Genomic DNA, 17,595 nt, shown 5'->3' on the forward strand with positions numbered 1-17,595 from the left:
CCCATGTTGCATATCTTCTGTCCTCACTGCGGCGAACTGCGCTCTGAAGAGGAATTCCACGCATCCGGTCAGGCGCATATCCCGCGTCCGCTGGATCCGAACGCCTGCACCGATGAGGAGTGGGGTGACTACATGTTCTTTCGCGATAACCCGCGCGGTCTGCACCATGAGTTGTGGGACCACGTTGCCGGTTGCCGCCAGTACTTCAACGTCACTCGCGATACCGTGACCTACGAGATTCTCGAGAGCTACAAGATCGGCGAGAAGCCGCAATTCACCGACAAGGCTGGCACTGCGAAAACAGCCACGACGGCGCTGGGAGAGAAGGTATGAGCCAGACCAATCGCCTGTCCAACGGTGGACGGATCGACCGCAACAAAGTGCTGAGCTTCACCTTCAACGGCCAGACCTACAAAGGCTATGAAGGCGACTCGCTGGCCGCTGCCCTGATCGCCAACGGCGTCGACATCATCGGCCGCAGCTTCAAGTATTCGCGCCCTCGCGGCATCTTCGCCGCCGGTTCCGAAGAGCCGAACGCGGTGCTGCAGATCGGTGCCACCGAAGCCACGCAGATTCCCAACGTGCGCGCCACGCAACAGGCGTTGTATCAGGGCCTGGTCGCCACCAGCACCAATGGCTGGCCGAGCGTCAACAACGACATGATGGGGATTCTCGGCAAGGTCGGCGGCAAGCTGATGCCGCCGGGTTTCTACTACAAAACCTTCATGTACCCGCAATCGTTCTGGATGACTTACGAGAAGTACATCCGCAAGGCTGCCGGCCTCGGCCGTTCGCCGACCGAGAACGATCCGGACACCTACGACTACATGAATCAGCACTGCGACGTGCTGATCGTCGGTGCCGGCCCGGCCGGTCTCGCCGCTGCCCTGGCCGCTGCGCGCAGCGGTGCCCGCGTGATTCTGGCCGATGAGCAGGAAGAGTTCGGCGGCAGCCTGCTCGACTCGCGCGAAAGCCTCGACGGCAAACCTGCGATGGAATGGGTTGCCAGTGTCATCGCTGAATTGAAGAACACCCCGGACGTGCTGCTGTTGCCGCGCGCCACGGTCAACGGTTACCACGACCACAATTTCCTGACCATTCACGAACGCCTCACCGATCACCTCGGCGACCGCGCGCCGATCGGTCAGGTGCGTCAGCGCATCCACCGTGTCCGCGCCAAACGTGTGGTGCTGGCGACCGGCGCCCACGAGCGTCCGCTGGTCTACGGCAACAACGACGTGCCGGGCAACATGCTTGCCGGCGCGGTGTCGACTTACGTGCGTCGTTATGGCGTAGCGCCGGGCAAAAAACTGGTGCTGTCGACCAACAATGATCACGCCTATCGCGTCGCTCTGGATTGGCTCGATGCCAGTCTGCAAGTGGTCGCCATCGCTGATGCCCGCAGCAATCCGCGCGGTGCATTGGTCGAAGAAGCACGTGCCAAAGGCATTCGCATCCTCACCGGCAGCGCCGTCATCGAAGTGCGTGGCAGCAAGCGAGTGACCGCTGCCCGCGTCGCCGCGATTGACGTAAAGGCCCACGCCGTGACCAGTCCGGGCGAATGGCTCGATTGCGATCTGGTCGCCAGCTCCGGCGGTTACAGCCCGGTGGTTCACCTGGCTTCGCACCTCGGCGGCAAACCGGTCTGGCGCGAAGATATTCTCGGTTTCGTACCGGGCGAAGCTCCGCAGAAACGCGTGTGCGTCGGTGGCATCAATGGCGTCTACGCGCTTGGCGATTCGCTGGCCGACGGTTTTGAAGGTGGCGTGCGCGCTGCTGCCGAAGCCGGTTTCCAGACCGTCGAAGGCGTGTTGCCGAAAGCCCTGAGCCGTCTCGAAGAGCCGACCCTGGCGCTGTTCCAGGTGCCGCACGAGAAGAACTCGGCGCGTGCACCGAAGCAATTCGTCGACTTCCAGAACGATGTCACCGCCGGTGGCATCGAATTGGCGACCCGTGAAGGTTTCGAGTCGGTCGAGCACGTCAAACGCTACACCGCGCTGGGCTTCGGCACCGATCAGGGCAAGCTCGGCAACGTCAACGGTCTGGCCATTGCCGCCCGTTCGCTGAACGTGACCATCCCGCAGATGGGCACCACCATGTTCCGTCCGAACTACACGCCGGTGACCTTCGGCGCCGTGGCCGGCCGGCACTGCGGGCACATCTTCGAACCGGTGCGCTACACCGCGCTGCATGCCTGGCATGTGAAGAACGGCGCCGAGTTTGAAGACGTCGGTCAGTGGAAGCGTCCCTGGTACTTCCCGAAAAACGGTGAAGACCTGCACGCGGCGGTCAAGCGCGAATGCAAAGCCGTGCGCGACAGCGTTGGCCTGCTCGATGCTTCGACCCTCGGCAAGATCGACATTCAAGGCCCGGATGCCCGCGAGTTCCTCAACCGCGTGTACACCAACGCCTGGACCAAGCTCGACGTGGGCAAGGCTCGCTACGGTCTGATGTGCAAGGAAGACGGCATGGTCTTCGACGACGGTGTGACCGCGTGTCTGGCCGACAACCATTTCGTCATGACCACCACCACCGGCGGCGCCGCGCGCGTACTGCAGTGGCTGGAGCTGTACCACCAGACCGAATGGCCGGACCTGAAGGTGTACTTCACGTCGGTCACCGACCACTGGGCGACCATGACCCTGTCCGGGCCGAACAGTCGCAAGCTGCTCAGCGCCGTGACCGACATCGATCTGAGCAACGAAGCGTTCCCGTTCATGACCTGGAAAGAAGGTCTGGTCGGCGATGTGCCGGCGCGGGTGTTCCGTATCTCATTCACCGGTGAGCTGTCGTACGAAGTCAACGTCCAGGCCGATTATGCGATGGGCGTGCTGGAGAAAATCGTCGAGGCCGGCAAGCAGTACAACCTGACGCCGTACGGCACCGAGACCATGCACGTGCTGCGGGCCGAGAAGGGCTTCATCATCGTCGGCCAGGACACCGACGGCTCGATGACCCCGGACGACCTGAACATGGGCTGGTGTGTCGGTCGCACCAAACCGTTCTCGTGGATCGGCCAGCGCGGCATGAACCGCGAAGATTGCGTGAAAGACCAGCGCAAACAACTGGTGGGCCTCAAGCCGATCGATCCGACCAAGTGGCTGCCGGAAGGTGCGCAGCTGGTGTTCAACACCAAGCAGGCGATCCCGATGACCATGGTCGGCCACGTGACCTCCAGCTACGCGCACAACTCCCTCGGTTATTCGTTTGCCATGGGTGTGGTCAAGGGCGGTCTCAAGCGCATGGGCGAGCGGGTGTTCGCACCGCTGGCCGATGGCAGCGTGATCGAGGCGGAAATCGTGTCTTCGGTGTTCTTCGATCCGAAGGGTGATCGCCAGAACATCTGACAGCTTCGGGCCCTGTGGGGTGGCGGATATCGCCTTCGCGAGCAAGCTCGCTCCCACAGGTTTCGGGTTGTTAATGGGATTTGTGTCAGGCATCAGTCCAGTGTGGGAGCGAGCTTGCTCGCGAAGGCGGAGTCACAGCCACCACAAGGGCCGGAACCAACAGAATTGATAAAGGTGCTTTATGACCACAGCCAACGTGTACCAACAACGCCCGACCACCGGGGCCCGTGCCGAGTCGTCGCTGCACCATGCCGACCTCGCCAGCCTGGTCGGCAAGGGCCGCAAGAACGCCGGCGTGATCGTGCGGGAAAAGAAACTGCTCGGCCACCTGACCCTTCGTGGCGATGGCCACGATGCCGCGTTCGCGGCCGGTGTGCACAAGGCGCTTGGCATTGAATTGCCCGGCGCCCTCAGCGTGATCGTCAAAGGCGAAACCAGCCTGCAATGGATGGGCCCGGACGAGTGGCTGCTGATCGTGCCAAGCGGCGAAGAATTCGCCGCCGAGCAGAAACTGCGCGAAGCGCTGGGTGATCTGCACATTGCTATCGTCAACGTCAGCGGCGGTCAGCAGATCCTCGAACTGAGCGGGCCGAACGTGCGTCAGGTGCTGATGAAGTCGACCAGCTACGACGTGCACCCGAACAACTTCCCGGTCGGCAAAGCGGTGGGCACGGTGTTCGCCAAGTCGCAACTGATGATTCGCCATACCGCCGAAGACACCTGGGAGCTGCTGATCCGCCGCAGCTTCTCGGATTACTGGTGGTTGTGGTTGCAGGATGCTTCGGCCGAGTACGGGCTGAGCGTTCAGGCCTGAGACTGAATGGCTATCGTGCCTGCTTCTGTGGCGAGGGGATTTATCCCCGTTCGGCTGCGAAGCAGTCGCAATACCTGTGAATTCGATCTACCTGATAAACCGCGGTGATTGGTTTTGGGGTGGCTTCGCCACCCAACGGGGATAAATCCCCTCACCACAAAAGCAGTTAAGCGCAGGTCAGTCTGGTTCAGAGTTCACTTTGCTCACCGTTGTTGTAACAGGAGTCACCGCACCATGAGCCGCGCCCCAGACACATGGATTCTGACCGCCGACTGCCCCAGCGTCCTCGGCACGGTGGACGCGGTCACGCGTTTTCTGTTCGAGCAGGGCTGCTATGTCACCGAGCACCACTCGTTCGATGACCGCCTCTCGGGGCGCTTCTTCATCCGCGTGGAATTCCGTCAGCCTGATGGTTTCGACGAACAATCTTTCCGCGCAGGTTTGGCCGAGCGCGGAGAGGCGTTCGGCATGCTCTTCGAGCTGACCGCGCCGAACTACCGGCCGAAAGTGGTGATCATGGTGTCCAAGGCCGATCACTGCCTCAACGACTTGCTCTACCGCCAGCGCATCGGCCAGTTGTCGATGGACGTGGCGGCGGTGGTGTCCAACCATCCGGATCTCAAGCCGCTGGCCGACTGGCACCAGATTCCCTACTACCATTTCCCTCTCGACCCCAACGACAAACCGGCGCAGGAGCGTCAGGTCTGGCAGGTGATCGAAGAGGCCGGTGCCGAACTGGTGATCCTCGCCCGCTACATGCAGGTGCTGTCGCCGGAGCTGTGCCGCAAGCTCGACGGCAAGGCGATCAACATTCATCACTCCCTGCTGCCGGGCTTCAAGGGCGCCAAGCCGTATCACCAGGCCTACAACAAGGGCGTGAAACTGGTGGGCGCGACGGCGCATTACATCAACAACGATCTCGATGAAGGGCCGATCATCGCCCAGGGCGTCGAGGCGGTGGATCACAGTCATTACCCCGAGGACCTGATTGCCAAGGGCCGGGATATCGAAGGCCTGACCTTGGCGCGGGCGGTTGGGTATCACATCGAAAGAAGGGTGTTCCTGAACGCCAACAGAACTGTCGTTCTTTAGCTTCAAGCTCCAAGCTCCAAGCCGCAAGAACAAGCGGTCAGCACACTTCTTGCGGCTTGTAGCTTGCCGCTTGAAGCTCAATCAACTCTCTACCCAACAACAAATATAGAGGTGATGGCATGTCTGGCAATCGTGGTGTGGTGTATCTCGGCGCTGGCAAGGTCGAAGTACAGAAAATCGACTATCCGAAAATGCAGGACCCGCGTGGTCGCAAGATCGAGCACGGGGTCATTCTCAAAGTGGTATCCACCAACATCTGCGGCTCCGACCAGCACATGGTGCGCGGCCGGACCACGGCGCAGACCGGTCTGGTGCTGGGTCACGAAATTACCGGCGAGGTGATCGAAAAGGGCTCCGACGTCGAAAACCTGAAGATCGGCGATCTGGTCTCTGTTCCGTTCAACGTGGCTTGCGGGCGCTGCCGTTCCTGCAAGGAGCAACACACCGGCGTCTGCCTGACCGTCAACCCGGCCCGTGCCGGCGGCGCATACGGTTACGTCGACATGGGTGACTGGACCGGTGGCCAGGCCGAATACGTGCTGGTGCCGTACGCCGACTTCAACCTGCTGAAACTGCCGGATCGCGACAAGGCCATGGAGAAAATCCGCGACCTGACCTGCCTCTCCGACATCCTCCCGACCGGTTACCACGGCGCGGTTACTGCCGGCGTTGGCCCGGGCAGCTCCGTGTACATTGCCGGCGCCGGCCCGGTCGGTCTGGCCGCTGCCGCTTCCGCACGTTTGCTCGGTGCGGCGGTGGTGATTGTCGGCGACGTCAACACCATCCGCCTGGCCCACGCCAAGGCCCAGGGTTTTGAGGTCGTCGACCTGTCCAAGGACACCCCGCTGCACGAACAGATCGCCGCGCTGCTGGGCGAGCCGGAAGTCGACTGTGCGGTGGACTGCGTCGGTTTCGAAGCCCGCGGCCACGGCCACGACGGCGTCAAGGCCGAAGCCCCGGCCACGGTGCTCAACTCACTGATGGGCGTGGTGCGGGTAGCCGGCAAGATAGGTATCCCAGGCCTGTACGTCACCGAAGATCCGGGTGCTGTGGACGCCGCCGCGAAAATGGGCAGCCTGAGCATCCGCTTCGGCCTGGGCTGGGCCAAATCCCACAGCTTCCACACTGGGCAAACGCCAGTGATGAAGTACAACCGCCAGTTGATGCAGGCGATCATGTGGGACCGCATCAACATCGCTGAAGTGGTCGGCGTGCAAGTGATCAGCCTCGATCAGGCGCCGGAAGGTTACGGCGAGTTCGATGCCGGCGTGCCGAAGAAGTTTGTAATTGATCCGCACAAGTTGTTCAGTGCGGCGTGAAGTTTTAGCGCAACGCAGAACGGCGACCTCAGGGTCGCCGTTTTTTTATGGTCGCGCTTTTCACATTTTCTCGACGAGCCGTGGCTGAGAATGGACCTGAAACCCGGAACATGCCCCCGGATTCCCGGTCAAACCGGCAGTTTCGTCGCCGTTGTCCGGTGGCAGCTTTTCCTCAAGAGGATGTCTGAATGAAGATTTCACGCGGTTTTGCCCTGGCATCGCTCCTGACTCTGGCCGCCGGGCCGGTGTTTGCCGGTTTCAGTTTGAACGATGTGGCCGGGGCGGTAGCGGGGATGCAGGGTGGTGACAAGGCGGCCGCTGCGGCGCCGACCTCGGAGACCGCTGGTTTGTTGAGTGCTCTGAGTGCGCTGGACGTCACGCCGGAGCAGGCCGTTGGCGGCACCAGTGCGATGCTCGGGCTGGCGAAGAATCAGTTGAGCAGCACCGACTATTCGCAACTGGCCAAGGAAGTGCCGGGCATCGACAAGTTGTCCGGTGGCAGCGGCAATCTGGCGGCGCTGGGCGCGTTGCTCGGTTCGTCCGGCAAGTCCGCTGGCCTTGAGAATGCGTTGGGCAATGTGAAAGACACCAACGACCTGAACAACGCGTTCAGCGCGCTGGGCATGGACAGCGGCATGATCGGCCAGTTTGCCCCGGTGTTGCTGCAATATCTCGGTCAGCAGGGCGTCGGTGGTTCGCTGTTGAGCAGCCTGGGCAGCATCTGGGGCACCGGCACCGGCACTTGAGTCAGCGGCGCTCGCTGCGCAGCTCGGCGATGCGCTGATCCTTCTCGGTCCAGAGCTGGTTGACCCAGTTCTGGACATGCAGGCGAAACGCCGGATCCTTCTCGTAATCGCCCTGCCACAGCGCCGGGTCGAGTTCGCGGGTCCTGATGTCGATGATCACTCGCGGCACGTTGCCGCTGATTAAATCCCAGAAGCCCGGGATCTTCTCCTGCGGATACACCACCGTCACATCGAGCATCGCGTCGAGTTGTTCACCCATCGCCGCCAGCACGAACGCCACGCCGCCGGCCTTGGGTTTGAGCAGGTGGCTGAACGGTGATTCCTGCTGGGTGCTTTTCGCCAGGGTGTAGCGCGTGCCTTCCAGATAATTCACCACCGTCACCGGTTGGCGCTTGAACAGCTCGCACGCCGCTTTGGTGATTTCCAGATCCTTGCCCGCCAGTTCCGGGTTCTTCGCCAGAAAGGCCTTGGTGTAGCGCTTCATGAACGGGTAATCCAGCGCCCACCACGCCAGGCCAAGGAACGGCACCCAGATCAGCTCTTTCTTGAGGAAGAATTTGAAGAACGGCGTGCGCCGGTTGAGGGTCTGGATCAGCGCCGGAATATCGACCCACGATTGATGGTTGCTGACCACCAGATAGGACGTGTCGCGGCGCAGATCGTCGCCGCCGCGAATGTCCCATTGCGTCGGGATGCACAGGTGGAAGATCAGCTTGTCGATTTCGGCCCAGGTCTCGGCGATCCACATCACCGCCCCCGATGCGTAATCCCTCCAGCGCCCGGGTGCGACCAGTTTGAGCAGGGCAAACACCATCAACGGCCCGATCAGGATCAGGGTGTTGAGCAACAGCAGCAGGGTGACGAAACAGCCGGTGAGCAGGCGGCGCATAAGCAACTCTATGAAGTGGCAGGGGCGAGCCATGATAAGCAGCTTCGCGCGACAGGCCAAATCGGTGCTGACGAATGTTTCACTTTTCGCCGGGTATGCTTCGCTCAAGTGTTGCGTTGCCTGAGCTGGCCCCTTCGCGAGCAAGCCCGCTCCCACATTTTGAAATGCGTTCCCCCTGTGGGAGCGGGCTTGCCCGCGAAGGCGGCCTATGGCGAACGAATGACTTCGCTGGTGTCTAAAATCCCGCGCCTGCCGCCCTTAAATTTTTCCAAGGAAGCCCCTTACGTGAAATCCCTCCTTGCTCTGTTTGCCCTCGTCGCGCTGCCGGTCATGGCCGCCGAGCCGACGCTGTACGGTCGCTACGAATACATCGCGCTGCCGGAAATCGGTGGCGAAGTGCTCAAGGCCAAGATGGACACCGGTGCGCTGACCGCCTCGCTGTCGGCCAAGGACATCGAGACCTTCACCCGCGATGGCGAAGACTGGGTGCGTTTCCGCCTCGCCACCAAGGACGCCAGCAACAAGGTCTTCGAGCACAAGGTCGCGCGCATCAGCAAGATCAAAAGCCGTTCCGACGAGGATGATGAAGAGCGCGACAGCAGCGATGTCGCCAAGCGTCCGGTGGTCGATCTGGAACTGTGCCTGGGCAACGTCAAGCGCACCGTCGAGGTCAACCTGACCGACCGCAGCCACTTCAACTACCCGCTGCTGATCGGCGCCAAGGCCTTGCGCGAGTTCGGCGCTGCGGTCAATCCGGCGCGGCGTTACACCGCCGACAAGCCTGACTGCTAAGTGGTCTGATTGACGTAACCCCGGGCTTGGGGCACCGTTCGCGCACTAACTGCCACGGGCTCGGACGCCATGCCGCACATCCTGATTGTCGAAGACGAAGCGGCGATTGCCGACACACTGATTTTTGCCTTGCAGGGCGAGGGGTTCAGCACCACGTGGCTGAACCTCGGCGCAGCGGCGCTGGAGCATCAGCGGCAAACCCCGGCCGACCTGATCATTCTCGATATCGGCTTGCCGGACATCAGTGGCTTCGAAACCTGCAAGCAGTTGCGGCGCTTCACGGAAGTGCCGGTGCTGTTTCTCAGCGCCCGCGACGCCGAGATCGACCGCGTCGTGGGTCTGGAGATCGGTGCCGACGATTACGTGGTCAAGCCGTTCAGCCCGCGTGAAGTGGCGGCGCGGGTCAAAGCCATCCTCAAACGCATGGCGCCGCGCCCTATCCCGGAAGCAGGCTCAACGCTGTTTCGCATCGATGCCGAACGCGTGCAGATCAGCTATCGCGGCCAGCCGCTGAGCCTGACCCGCCATGAATTCCGCTTGTTGCAATGCCTGCTCGAACAACCCGAACGAGTGTTCAGCCGCGAGCAATTGCTCGATGCGCTGGGCGTTGCCGCCGATGCCGGTTACGAGCGCAGCATCGACAGCCACATCAAAAGCCTGCGCGCCAAGTTGCGCCTGGTGCGCGCCGAGGCCGAGCCGATCCAGACCCATCGCGGCCTCGGTTACAGCTACAGCCCGGGGCACAGCTGATGTCGCTGGGGCTGCGGATCTTTCTGGTGTACGTACTGTTTGTCGGCCTGACCGGTTATTTCGTGCTCAACACGGTGATGGAGGAAATCCGCCCCGGCGTACGCCAGTCCACCGAAGAGACATTGGTTGACACCGCCAACCTGATGGCAGAAATCCTGCGCGACGATTTCAAGGCCGGCACCCTCAGCGAGAACCGCTGGCCGCAACTGCTCCGTGCGTATGGCGAGCGTCAGCCGCAAGCGACCATCTGGGGCTTGCCGAAAAACCAGGTCAACCACCGCATTTACGTCACCGACGCCAAGGGCATCGTCGTGCTCGACTCCAGCGGCGTCGCAGTCGGCCAGGATTATTCGCGCTGGAACGATGTTTACCTGACCCTGCGCGGCGAGTACGGCGCGCGCTCCAGCCGCAGTGATCCTGACGATCCGAGCTCGTCTGTGATGCACGTCGGCGCGCCGATTCGCGACAACGGTAAGATCATCGGCGTGGTCACTGTGGCCAAGCCCAACAGTTCGCTGCAACCCTACGTCGATCGCACCGAGCGGCGTTTGCTGTTTTACGGCGCCGGACTGATCGGCCTCGGCCTGCTCTTCGGCGCCTTGCTCTCATGGTGGCTCAGCCGCGCGCTGCACCGATTGACCGGTTATGCCCAGGCGGTGAGCGAAGGCCGGCGCGTGGAAGTGCCGCACTATCGCGGCGGCGAACTGGAGCAACTGGCCACAGCGGTCGAGCAGATGCGCACGCAGCTCGAAGGCAAGGCCTATGTCGAGCGCTACGTGCACACGCTGACCCATGAATTGAAAAGTCCGCTGGCGGCCATTCGAGGCGCGGCGGAGTTGCTGCAAAGCGAAATGCCGGCCGTCCAGCGTTTGCGCTTTGTCAGCAACATCGACAGCGAGAGCGCGCGGATGCAGCAGTTGATCGAGCGCCTGCTTAATCTGGCTCAGGTCGAGCAACGCCAAGGGCTGGAAGAACGGGTGGCAGTGCCGCTGGCGCTGTTGGTCGCAGAACTGCTCAAGGCGCAGGCCGCGCGGATCGAGGGCAAACAAATGCGCGTCGAGCAAGCGATCGGCGAGGATCTGCTGTTGATTGGCGAGCCGTTTCTGCTGCGCCAGGCGTTGGGCAACCTGCTGGAAAACGCGCTGGATTTCACTTCGGCGCAGGGCTTGTTGCGCTTGCGTGCCGAGCGGGTTGGCGAGCAGATCGAGTTCCGCCTGTTCAACCAGACCACACCGATTCCCGATTACGCCTTGCCACGCCTGACCGAACGTTTCTACTCGTTGCCGCGCCCGGACAGCGGACGCAAGAGCACCGGGTTGGGGCTGAACTTCGTTGAAGAAGTGGTCAAGTTGCATGGCGGGGTGATGCGCATTGGCAATGTCGAGGGCGGGGTTGAGGTGGTATTGCGCTTGCCTTGAAACCGAGTCGCGGCCTTCGCGAGCAGGCTCGCTCCCACAGGGGAATGCATTCTCCACACAATCTCCATAATTCGAACAAATTCCCACCACACCGCATCAGCAGACTTTTCCTATCCAAACAGGGAGAGTCCCATGAACAAGAATCTGACCATCAAACTCGGCGCGATCGCCTTGTTGATCCTGCTGTTGCTGATCCCGTTGCTGATGATCGACGGCATCATCGATGAGCGTCAGCAACTGCGCGACGGTGTGCTCGAAGACATCGCGCGCAGTTCCAGTTACAGCCAGCAACTGACCGGGCCGGTGATGGTGGTGCCGTATCGCAAGGTGGTGCGCACCTGGAAGACCAACGAGAAAACCAACAAGCGCTACGAGGACATCAGCGAAGCGCGCGGGCGTTTGTACTTTCTGCCGGAGCGTTTCGAACTCGACGGCGAGGTGCAGACCGAACTGCGCAAACGCGGCATTTACGAGGCGCGGCTGTTTCACGCGGATAACCGTATCGACGGGCATTTTTCCCTGCCGGCACAGTTGGGCATCAAGGAAAATTTTGCCGATTACCGATTCGACGCGCCGTACCTCGCCGTGGGTATCAGCGACATTCGCGGCATCGAAAACGCGCTGAAACTCGAGCTCGCCGGCCAGCAACTGGACTTCGTGCCCGGCAGCGAAGTGGCCTGGATCGGCGAGGGCGTACACGTGACCCTGCCGGCGCTCGACGCCAGCAAAGCCACGCAGCTGACCTTCGGTTTCGACCTGCGCCTGCAAGGCACCGGCTCGCTGCGTGTGGTACCGGTAGGCAAGACCAGCAGCGTCAGCCTCGCCGCCAACTGGCCGCATCCCAGCTTCGTCGGCAACTTCCTGCCGGCCAAGCGCGAGATCAACGATCAGGGTTTCAGCGCCGACTGGCAGACCTCGTTTTTCTCCACCAACCTGCAAGAGGCGGTGGAGCGCTGCGTCGCTGGCGACTGTGATGCACTCAACGGGCGCAGCTTCGGCGTCAGCTTCATCGACCCGGTGGATCAGTACCTCAAGAGCGACCGGGCGATCAAATACGCGCTGCTGTTCATCGTCCTGACATTCGCCGGTTTCTTCCTCTTCGAAGTGCTCAAGAGCCTGGCGGTGCACCCGGTGCAATATGCCCTGGTCGGTGTTGCGCTGGCGTTCTTTTACCTGCTGCTGTTGTCGCTGTCGGAACACATCGGTTTTGCGCTGGCGTATCTGTTGTCGGCCAGTGGCTGTGTGTTGCTGATCGGCTTCTATGTCAGCCACGTGCTGCGCAGCGCGCGGCACGGCTTGAGTTTCTCGGCCGGGCTGGCGGCGCTGTATGGCTTGCTGTACGGCTTGCTCAGCGCCGAGGATTACGCGCTGCTGATGGGCTCGCTGATGCTGTTCGGTCTGCTCGGGGTGTTCATGGTGCTGACGCGCAAACTGGACTGGTACGGGATTGGTTTGAAGCCGGCCAGGCCGCTGGAGTTTGACGTGGAGGCGATGCAATGAGCGGGTTGAGGGCTGAGCGCAGGGAAGTGGCGGTTCTGCTGACGCTGATTGTTGCAGCGCTGCCGCCAGAACCGAGGTGGTGCCATCGCTGGCAAGCCAGCTCCCACAGGATATATGCCGACACACAGGTCAGCGGTCTGTCCCGATTCAATGTGGGAGCTGGCTTGCCAGCGATGGGGGCAGATCAGGCGCCGCAGAATCAGGGCTTGGGCATCGTCGCCACCATGGACGGTCGCTGACTCGCCTCAACGAACCAGTTGGCCAGTTGCGGGTTGGCATCCCGCCAGTCCATGTCCGGGAAGCGCAGATCCAGATAGCCCAATGCGCAGGCCACGCTGATCGCCGCGACATCGAAATGGCTGGTCAGCTCGGCAATCGCTTCCTTCTCAAGCACGGCGAGGGCGCGGCGGATCTTGTCGCGCTGGGCGTCGAGCCATTCGTCCCAGTGTTTTTCCACCGGGCGCAGCACAGTTTCATAACGCACCATCACCGAGGCATCCATGATCCCGTCAGCCATCGACGCCAGCGTCAGGCGCCGCCAGCGCGCCGCACCTTCACGGGGGATCAGCGGATTGCCGACGTGCTGCTGGTCGAGGTACTCGAGGATGACGCGGCTGTCATGGATGACATTGCCGTCGGCCAGGCGCAGGGCGGGGATCTTGCTCAACGGGTTGTCGGCGATCAGCGCCGGGTTCGGGCTGACCGGGCTGAGCACACATTCCTGCAGCGCGACACGATCCTGCTGACCGGTTTCGTGCAGCAGCACCATGACCTTGCGGACGAAGGGCGACAGAGTGTTGTGGTACAGGGTCATGCTGGGGGCGGACATGGAGGAACCTCGGTGGTCGGCGAAGAGCAGGAGATTAGCCTAATCACATCACGCTTGGCTGGCGAGGATTCGATGGTGTGCTGACTGACGCCTTCGCGAGCAAGCTCGCTCCCACATTTGAAATGCGTTCCCCTGTGGGAGCGAGCTTGCTCGCGAAGGCGCCATGTCAGGCAACAGTAATCACCCGCGCTGCAGCAATCCCTTCATGGCCAAAACTGCCGGCACGCCAAGCCCGACCCAGCTCAACGCATCCCAGACTCCATCCCCCAGCAACGCCGCAAACAGCCCCGCCGCACTGAGCAGGGCGATCACGATCGGTGTGCTGAAGACCTTCCAGAAACTCGACTGACGCGGCTTCATGCCGAGGCCTCCGCCGCTTCCAATACAGGCTTGGCCGCCTTGCGCCGCACCACCCACAAATACACACCACTGGCCAACACGATGATCGTCAGCACATCCAGGGTCGCCCAGAGAATCTTCATCGGCATGCCGCCGTAGTCACCAAAATGCAGCGGCTGCGACATGCCCATGGCGTCCATGTACCACGGCCGTTCCGCCACGGCGGTGACCTGCAAGGTCGTGGCATCGATCAGCACCGGCGTCAGCAGGTGCGAGGTCAGGTGCGTGCCGCCCTTCATGAACACCGAATAATGGTGCTCGCTGGAAAAACGGGTGCCGGGGAAGGCGATGAAGTCCGGCTTCATCCCCGGTGCGACTTCCTCGGCGATGTCGAGCAAGCGAGTGGCCGGCGCCAGTTGAGTCAGCGGTGGTGCATCGCGATACGGCGCGATCAGCGTGGTCAGCGCGTCGTTGCGCCAGGCGGCGATGAGCAGGTCGGCGCAGGCACTGATAACCCCGGTCACGCCCACCACCAGGCACCAGGTCAGGGTCACGACGCCAATCAAATTGTGCAGATCGAGCCAGCGCAGTCTTGTCGACTTGTCCTGCCGCACGGTGCCGAATTTCAAGCGGCGCATGAACGGCAGGTACAGCACCGTGCCAGAGACGATCGCCACGACAAACAGCAGACCCATGAACGCCAGCAGCAGCTTGCCCGGCAGCCCGGCGAACATGTCGACATGCAGGCGCAGGATGAACAGCATCAAACCGCCATTCGCCGAAGGGGTTTCCAGCGCTTCGCCAGTGCGCGCATCGAGCATGAAGGTGTGCGAAGAGTTCGGCTCGGTGTCGGCCGTCTTGGCCATGATCGCGAAGGCCGCGTTCGGCTCTTCGTCGTCATAGCCGAAGTACTGCATGACTTCGCCCGGGCGATGCTTCTGCGCAGCATCGACCAGTTGCTGCAGATTGAGTTGCGGCGTGTTGGCCGGCATCTCGCGCAGCTCCGGGGCGTTGCCCAGCAAGTGATCGATCTCGTGGCTGAAAATCAGCGGCAGACCGGTCAGCGCCAGCATCAGCAGAAACACCGTGCAGATCAGGCTGGTCCAGGTGTGGATGAACGACCAGCGGCGGATGGTTTTACTTTTCATTGCATGACCTTCAAAAACACCAAGGCCGCCCGGTACGGACGGCCTGGGAACAGGGCCTGTTTCAGCTCACTGGCTTACCACTTGTAAGTGGCGCTGGCGACGACACTGCGCTGGTCGCCGTAGTAGCAGTAGAAGCTGTCGCAGGTGGAAATGTAGTCCTTGTCGAACAGGTTGGTCGCATTCACCGCCAGCGATGCACCTTTGAGGCTGTTGTCCAGACGGCCGAGATCATAATGCACGCTGGCGTCGAACACGGTGTAGGCGTCAGCCTTGCCCAGCCAGGTATTGGCCTTGTCGCCGTAGGTGTTGCCGGTGTAGCGCACGCCGGCGCCAACGCCGAAACCGTCAAGCATGCCGGCGTGCCAGGTGTAGTCGGTCCACAACGAGGCTTGCTGGTTCGGCATCAGTTGCAGACGGTTGCCCTTGTCGACGCCTTTCTGCACCTCGGACTTGGCCAGGGTGTAGGCGGCGATGACTTTGAGGTTGTCGGTCACATCCGACACCGCTTCCAGCTCGAGACCCTTGACCTTCACTTCACCGGTCTGGCTGGTCACTGAAACGTTATTGACGAAGGTGTTCACTGCGACGTTCTTCTGGGTCAGGTCATACACGGCGGCGGTCAGCAGGGTCTTGCTGCCCGGCGGCTGGTATTTGATACCCAGCTCCCACTGCTTGCCTTCGGTTGGCTTGAGCGAACCGGTCGAGGTGACATCGGCGCCAGTGGTCGGCTGGAACGACTCGGCGTAGGACAGGTACGGCACGAAGCCGTTATCGAAGACGTAGCTGAGCGCCGCGTTGCCGCTGAATTTCTTGTCACGCTGGGTGTTGGTGGCATCGCCCTTGTTGAAGAATTCAGTGCTGGTGTGCACCCAGTCTTCACGGCCGCCGAGGGTCAGGCGCCACTGGTCGAGAGCCATCTGATCCTGCACGTAGAGACCGGTCTGGTAGGTCTTCTGGTTGTAGTCGTAAAACGCGGTGGAGCGCGCTGGACGTACGATCGGCTGGCCGTAGATCGGGTTGATGACGTTGGTTTGCAGACCATCGCCAAAAATCGAGGTGTAGTTGGTGTTGCTGCGCTGGTGATCCAGACCCAGCAGCAAGGTGTGGCGAATCTCACCCGTGGCGAAGTCGGCCTGGAAGTTATTGTCCACGGCGAACTGGCTGATGTCTTCGTCGACGCTGGTGCTGGTGCGGCCGACGTTGCCCTCTGCATCCACGGTGGTGAACGGGTAGGAACCGGGGGTCAGCGACTGGAACGACAGGTCCGACTTGGTGTAGCGCAGGTTCTGTTTGAACTGCCAGACATCGTTCAACCGATGTTCGAAGGCATAACCCAGCGCGTAGTAGGTGCGGTCGTAGTATTCCCAATCCGGATCGCCGAGATTCTTGTGATGGGAAATATCACCGAGCGGCGATTTGATCTTGGTGCCCTGGATCGGCAGAAACTGGCTGGTGATGCCGGTGTCGTCGCGGGTGAACTGGCTCAGCAGAGTGAGTTTGGTGTCGTCATCGATGTTCCAGGTCAGGCTCGGCGCGATGTTGTAGCGCTTGTTGTCGACGTGATCGACCTGGGTGCCGCTGTCGCGCACCACGCCGCTGAGGCCATAGAGAAACTGCCCGGCGTCATCGATCTTGCCGGTGCTGGCGAAGTTGATCTGGCGGTGATTGTCGCTGCCGTATTGCAGCTGGATTTCGCTGCTGGCCTCGGCGCTCGGACGGCGGCTGACCATGTCGAGCAGACCGCCCGGCGGGGTCTGGCCGTACACCGACGAAGCCGGGCCACGCAGCAGGGCGAGGCGGTCGAGGTTCCAGGTTTCCTGTTTCGGATTGGCGTACACGCCTTTGGGCAGCGGCAGGCCATCGAGGAACTGGGTCGGCTCGAAACCGCGTACGCGCAGCCAGTCGGCGCGGGTGTCGCTGCCATAGCTGCTGGCGGTGATGCCGGGCATGTAGCGCACGGCGTCATCAAGGCTGTGCACGCTGCGGTCATCCATCTGCTGACGGGTGGCCACCGAGATCGAACGCGGTGCTTCGACCAGGGCGGTGTCGGTCTTGGTGCCGGCGGCGGTGCGGGTCGCGGTGTAGCCTTCGACCGGGCCCCAGGCGCTTTCGAAGTTTTCCACACCGATGACCGAAGTTTCCGGCAGGGCCAGCGTGCCTTCCGGCACGGCCACCAGTGTGTAAGTGCCGGCGCTGCTCTGTTCCAGTTGCAGACCGGTGCCCCGCAAGGCTGCGCGCAGGGCGCCGACGGCATCGTATTGGCCGTTGACCGGTGCCGAGGTCTTGCCGGCGGCCAGCGCAGGATTGAGCGACAGGGCTAGGCCGCCCTGACTGGCGATCTGGTTCAGGGTGGTCGACAGCGGCGCCGCCGGCAGGTTGTAGGCGCGCACGCTGGACGCTTGCTCGGCGGCGAGCAACGGGCTGCTGATCAGCGGCGTGCCGAAAGCGATGGCAAAAGCCAACAGACTGGGGCGCAACAAGGTGTCTGGCGAACGGGACATACGGCGGCTCCTGAATGGAAATATTTCTCAATTGCCTGTGTGCCGGACGAGATTGGAAAAGTGATAGGGCTGGGTGGAAATTCTTTTTTTGCAGGAAATGGTTGTGCGGCT

At 61.8% G+C, this 17,595-nt stretch carries 15 protein-coding genes; 10 read left to right on the top strand and 5 right to left on the bottom strand.

Features of this window, described 5'->3' with window-relative positions; genetic code table 11:
- The first annotated feature begins 3 nt into the window (after positions 1 to 3).
- From ACMYUN_RS17145 to ACMYUN_RS17170, 6 genes are all read left to right on the top strand, one after another.
- Positions 4 to 333, top strand: coding sequence for a sarcosine oxidase subunit delta (locus ACMYUN_RS17145; protein ID WP_016772830.1), 330 nt, complete (start codon positions 4 to 6; stop codon positions 331 to 333).
- Complete coding sequence (locus tag ACMYUN_RS17150) at positions 330 to 3,347, top strand: sarcosine oxidase subunit alpha (RefSeq protein WP_110646293.1); 3,018 nt, start codon at positions 330 to 332, stop codon at positions 3,345 to 3,347. The genes ACMYUN_RS17145 and ACMYUN_RS17150 overlap by 4 nt, the downstream gene beginning before the upstream one ends.
- Positions 3,348 to 3,528: 181 nt before the next feature.
- Complete coding sequence (locus ACMYUN_RS17155) at positions 3,529 to 4,161, top strand: sarcosine oxidase subunit gamma (RefSeq protein ID WP_310403546.1); 633 nt, start codon at positions 3,529 to 3,531, stop codon at positions 4,159 to 4,161.
- Between the two features lie 234 nt (positions 4,162 to 4,395).
- Complete coding sequence (gene purU, locus ACMYUN_RS17160) at positions 4,396 to 5,253, top strand: formyltetrahydrofolate deformylase (RefSeq protein ID WP_016772833.1); 858 nt, start codon at positions 4,396 to 4,398, stop codon at positions 5,251 to 5,253.
- Positions 5,254 to 5,372: 119 nt separating this feature from the next.
- Positions 5,373 to 6,572, top strand: coding sequence for a formaldehyde dehydrogenase, glutathione-independent (gene fdhA, locus ACMYUN_RS17165; RefSeq protein WP_016772834.1), 1,200 nt, complete (start codon positions 5,373 to 5,375; stop codon positions 6,570 to 6,572).
- A 188-nt stretch (positions 6,573 to 6,760) separates the two neighbouring features.
- Positions 6,761 to 7,318: a DUF2780 domain-containing protein gene (locus tag ACMYUN_RS17170; protein WP_016772837.1), complete on the top strand. Its 558-nt coding sequence runs from the start codon at positions 6,761 to 6,763 to the stop codon at positions 7,316 to 7,318.
- 1 nt (position 7,319) lies between these two features.
- Here ACMYUN_RS17170 and ACMYUN_RS17175 read toward each other — a convergent pair whose 3' ends face one another.
- A complete protein-coding gene (locus ACMYUN_RS17175) occupies positions 7,320 to 8,207 on the bottom strand; it encodes an acyltransferase (protein ID WP_415761218.1) in 888 nt (295 codons plus the stop codon).
- A gap of 285 nt (positions 8,208 to 8,492) precedes the next feature.
- Between ACMYUN_RS17175 and ACMYUN_RS17180 the strand changes: the two genes are divergently transcribed.
- From ACMYUN_RS17180 to creD, 4 genes are all read left to right on the top strand, one after another.
- Positions 8,493 to 8,999, top strand: a complete 507-nt coding sequence (locus tag ACMYUN_RS17180; protein ID WP_016772839.1) for an ATP-dependent zinc protease — start codon at positions 8,493 to 8,495, stop codon at positions 8,997 to 8,999.
- Between the two features lie 69 nt (positions 9,000 to 9,068).
- The gene (gene creB, locus ACMYUN_RS17185) at positions 9,069 to 9,749 is read left to right on the top strand and encodes a two-component system response regulator CreB (protein ID WP_039757649.1); all 681 of its coding nucleotides are present in this window, start codon (positions 9,069 to 9,071) and stop codon (positions 9,747 to 9,749) included.
- A complete protein-coding gene (gene creC / locus ACMYUN_RS17190; protein WP_415761219.1) occupies positions 9,749 to 11,167 on the top strand; it encodes a two-component system sensor histidine kinase CreC in 1,419 nt (472 codons plus the stop codon). The genes creB and creC overlap by 1 nt, the downstream gene beginning before the upstream one ends.
- Before the next feature lie 132 nt (positions 11,168 to 11,299).
- The gene (gene creD / locus ACMYUN_RS17195; protein WP_415761220.1) at positions 11,300 to 12,667 is read left to right on the top strand and encodes a cell envelope integrity protein CreD; all 1,368 of its coding nucleotides are present in this window, start codon (positions 11,300 to 11,302) and stop codon (positions 12,665 to 12,667) included.
- Between the two features lie 199 nt (positions 12,668 to 12,866).
- On the opposite strand, the gene ACMYUN_RS17200 is transcribed toward creD, so the two are convergent.
- The 4 genes from ACMYUN_RS17200 to ACMYUN_RS17215 form a co-directional block, all read right to left on the bottom strand.
- Positions 12,867 to 13,496, bottom strand: coding sequence for a glutathione S-transferase (locus ACMYUN_RS17200; RefSeq protein WP_415761221.1), 630 nt, complete (start codon positions 13,494 to 13,496; stop codon positions 12,867 to 12,869).
- A gap of 180 nt (positions 13,497 to 13,676) precedes the next feature.
- Positions 13,677 to 13,856: a hypothetical protein gene (locus ACMYUN_RS17205; RefSeq protein ID WP_415761222.1), complete on the bottom strand. Its 180-nt coding sequence runs from the start codon at positions 13,854 to 13,856 to the stop codon at positions 13,677 to 13,679.
- Entirely contained in the window at positions 13,853 to 14,983 is a 1,131-nt protein-coding gene (locus ACMYUN_RS17210; RefSeq protein ID WP_415761223.1) for a PepSY-associated TM helix domain-containing protein, read from the bottom strand. The genes ACMYUN_RS17205 and ACMYUN_RS17210 overlap by 4 nt, the downstream gene beginning before the upstream one ends.
- A 74-nt stretch (positions 14,984 to 15,057) precedes the next feature.
- A complete protein-coding gene (locus ACMYUN_RS17215) occupies positions 15,058 to 17,484 on the bottom strand; it encodes a TonB-dependent siderophore receptor (RefSeq protein ID WP_415761224.1) in 2,427 nt (808 codons plus the stop codon).
- Positions 17,485 to 17,595 lie beyond the last annotated feature (111 nt).

Source organism: Pseudomonas sp. CP4 (assembly GCF_047758505.1).
In the GTDB taxonomy this organism is placed as follows: domain Bacteria; phylum Pseudomonadota; class Gammaproteobacteria; order Pseudomonadales; family Pseudomonadaceae; genus Aquipseudomonas; species Aquipseudomonas fluorescens_AO.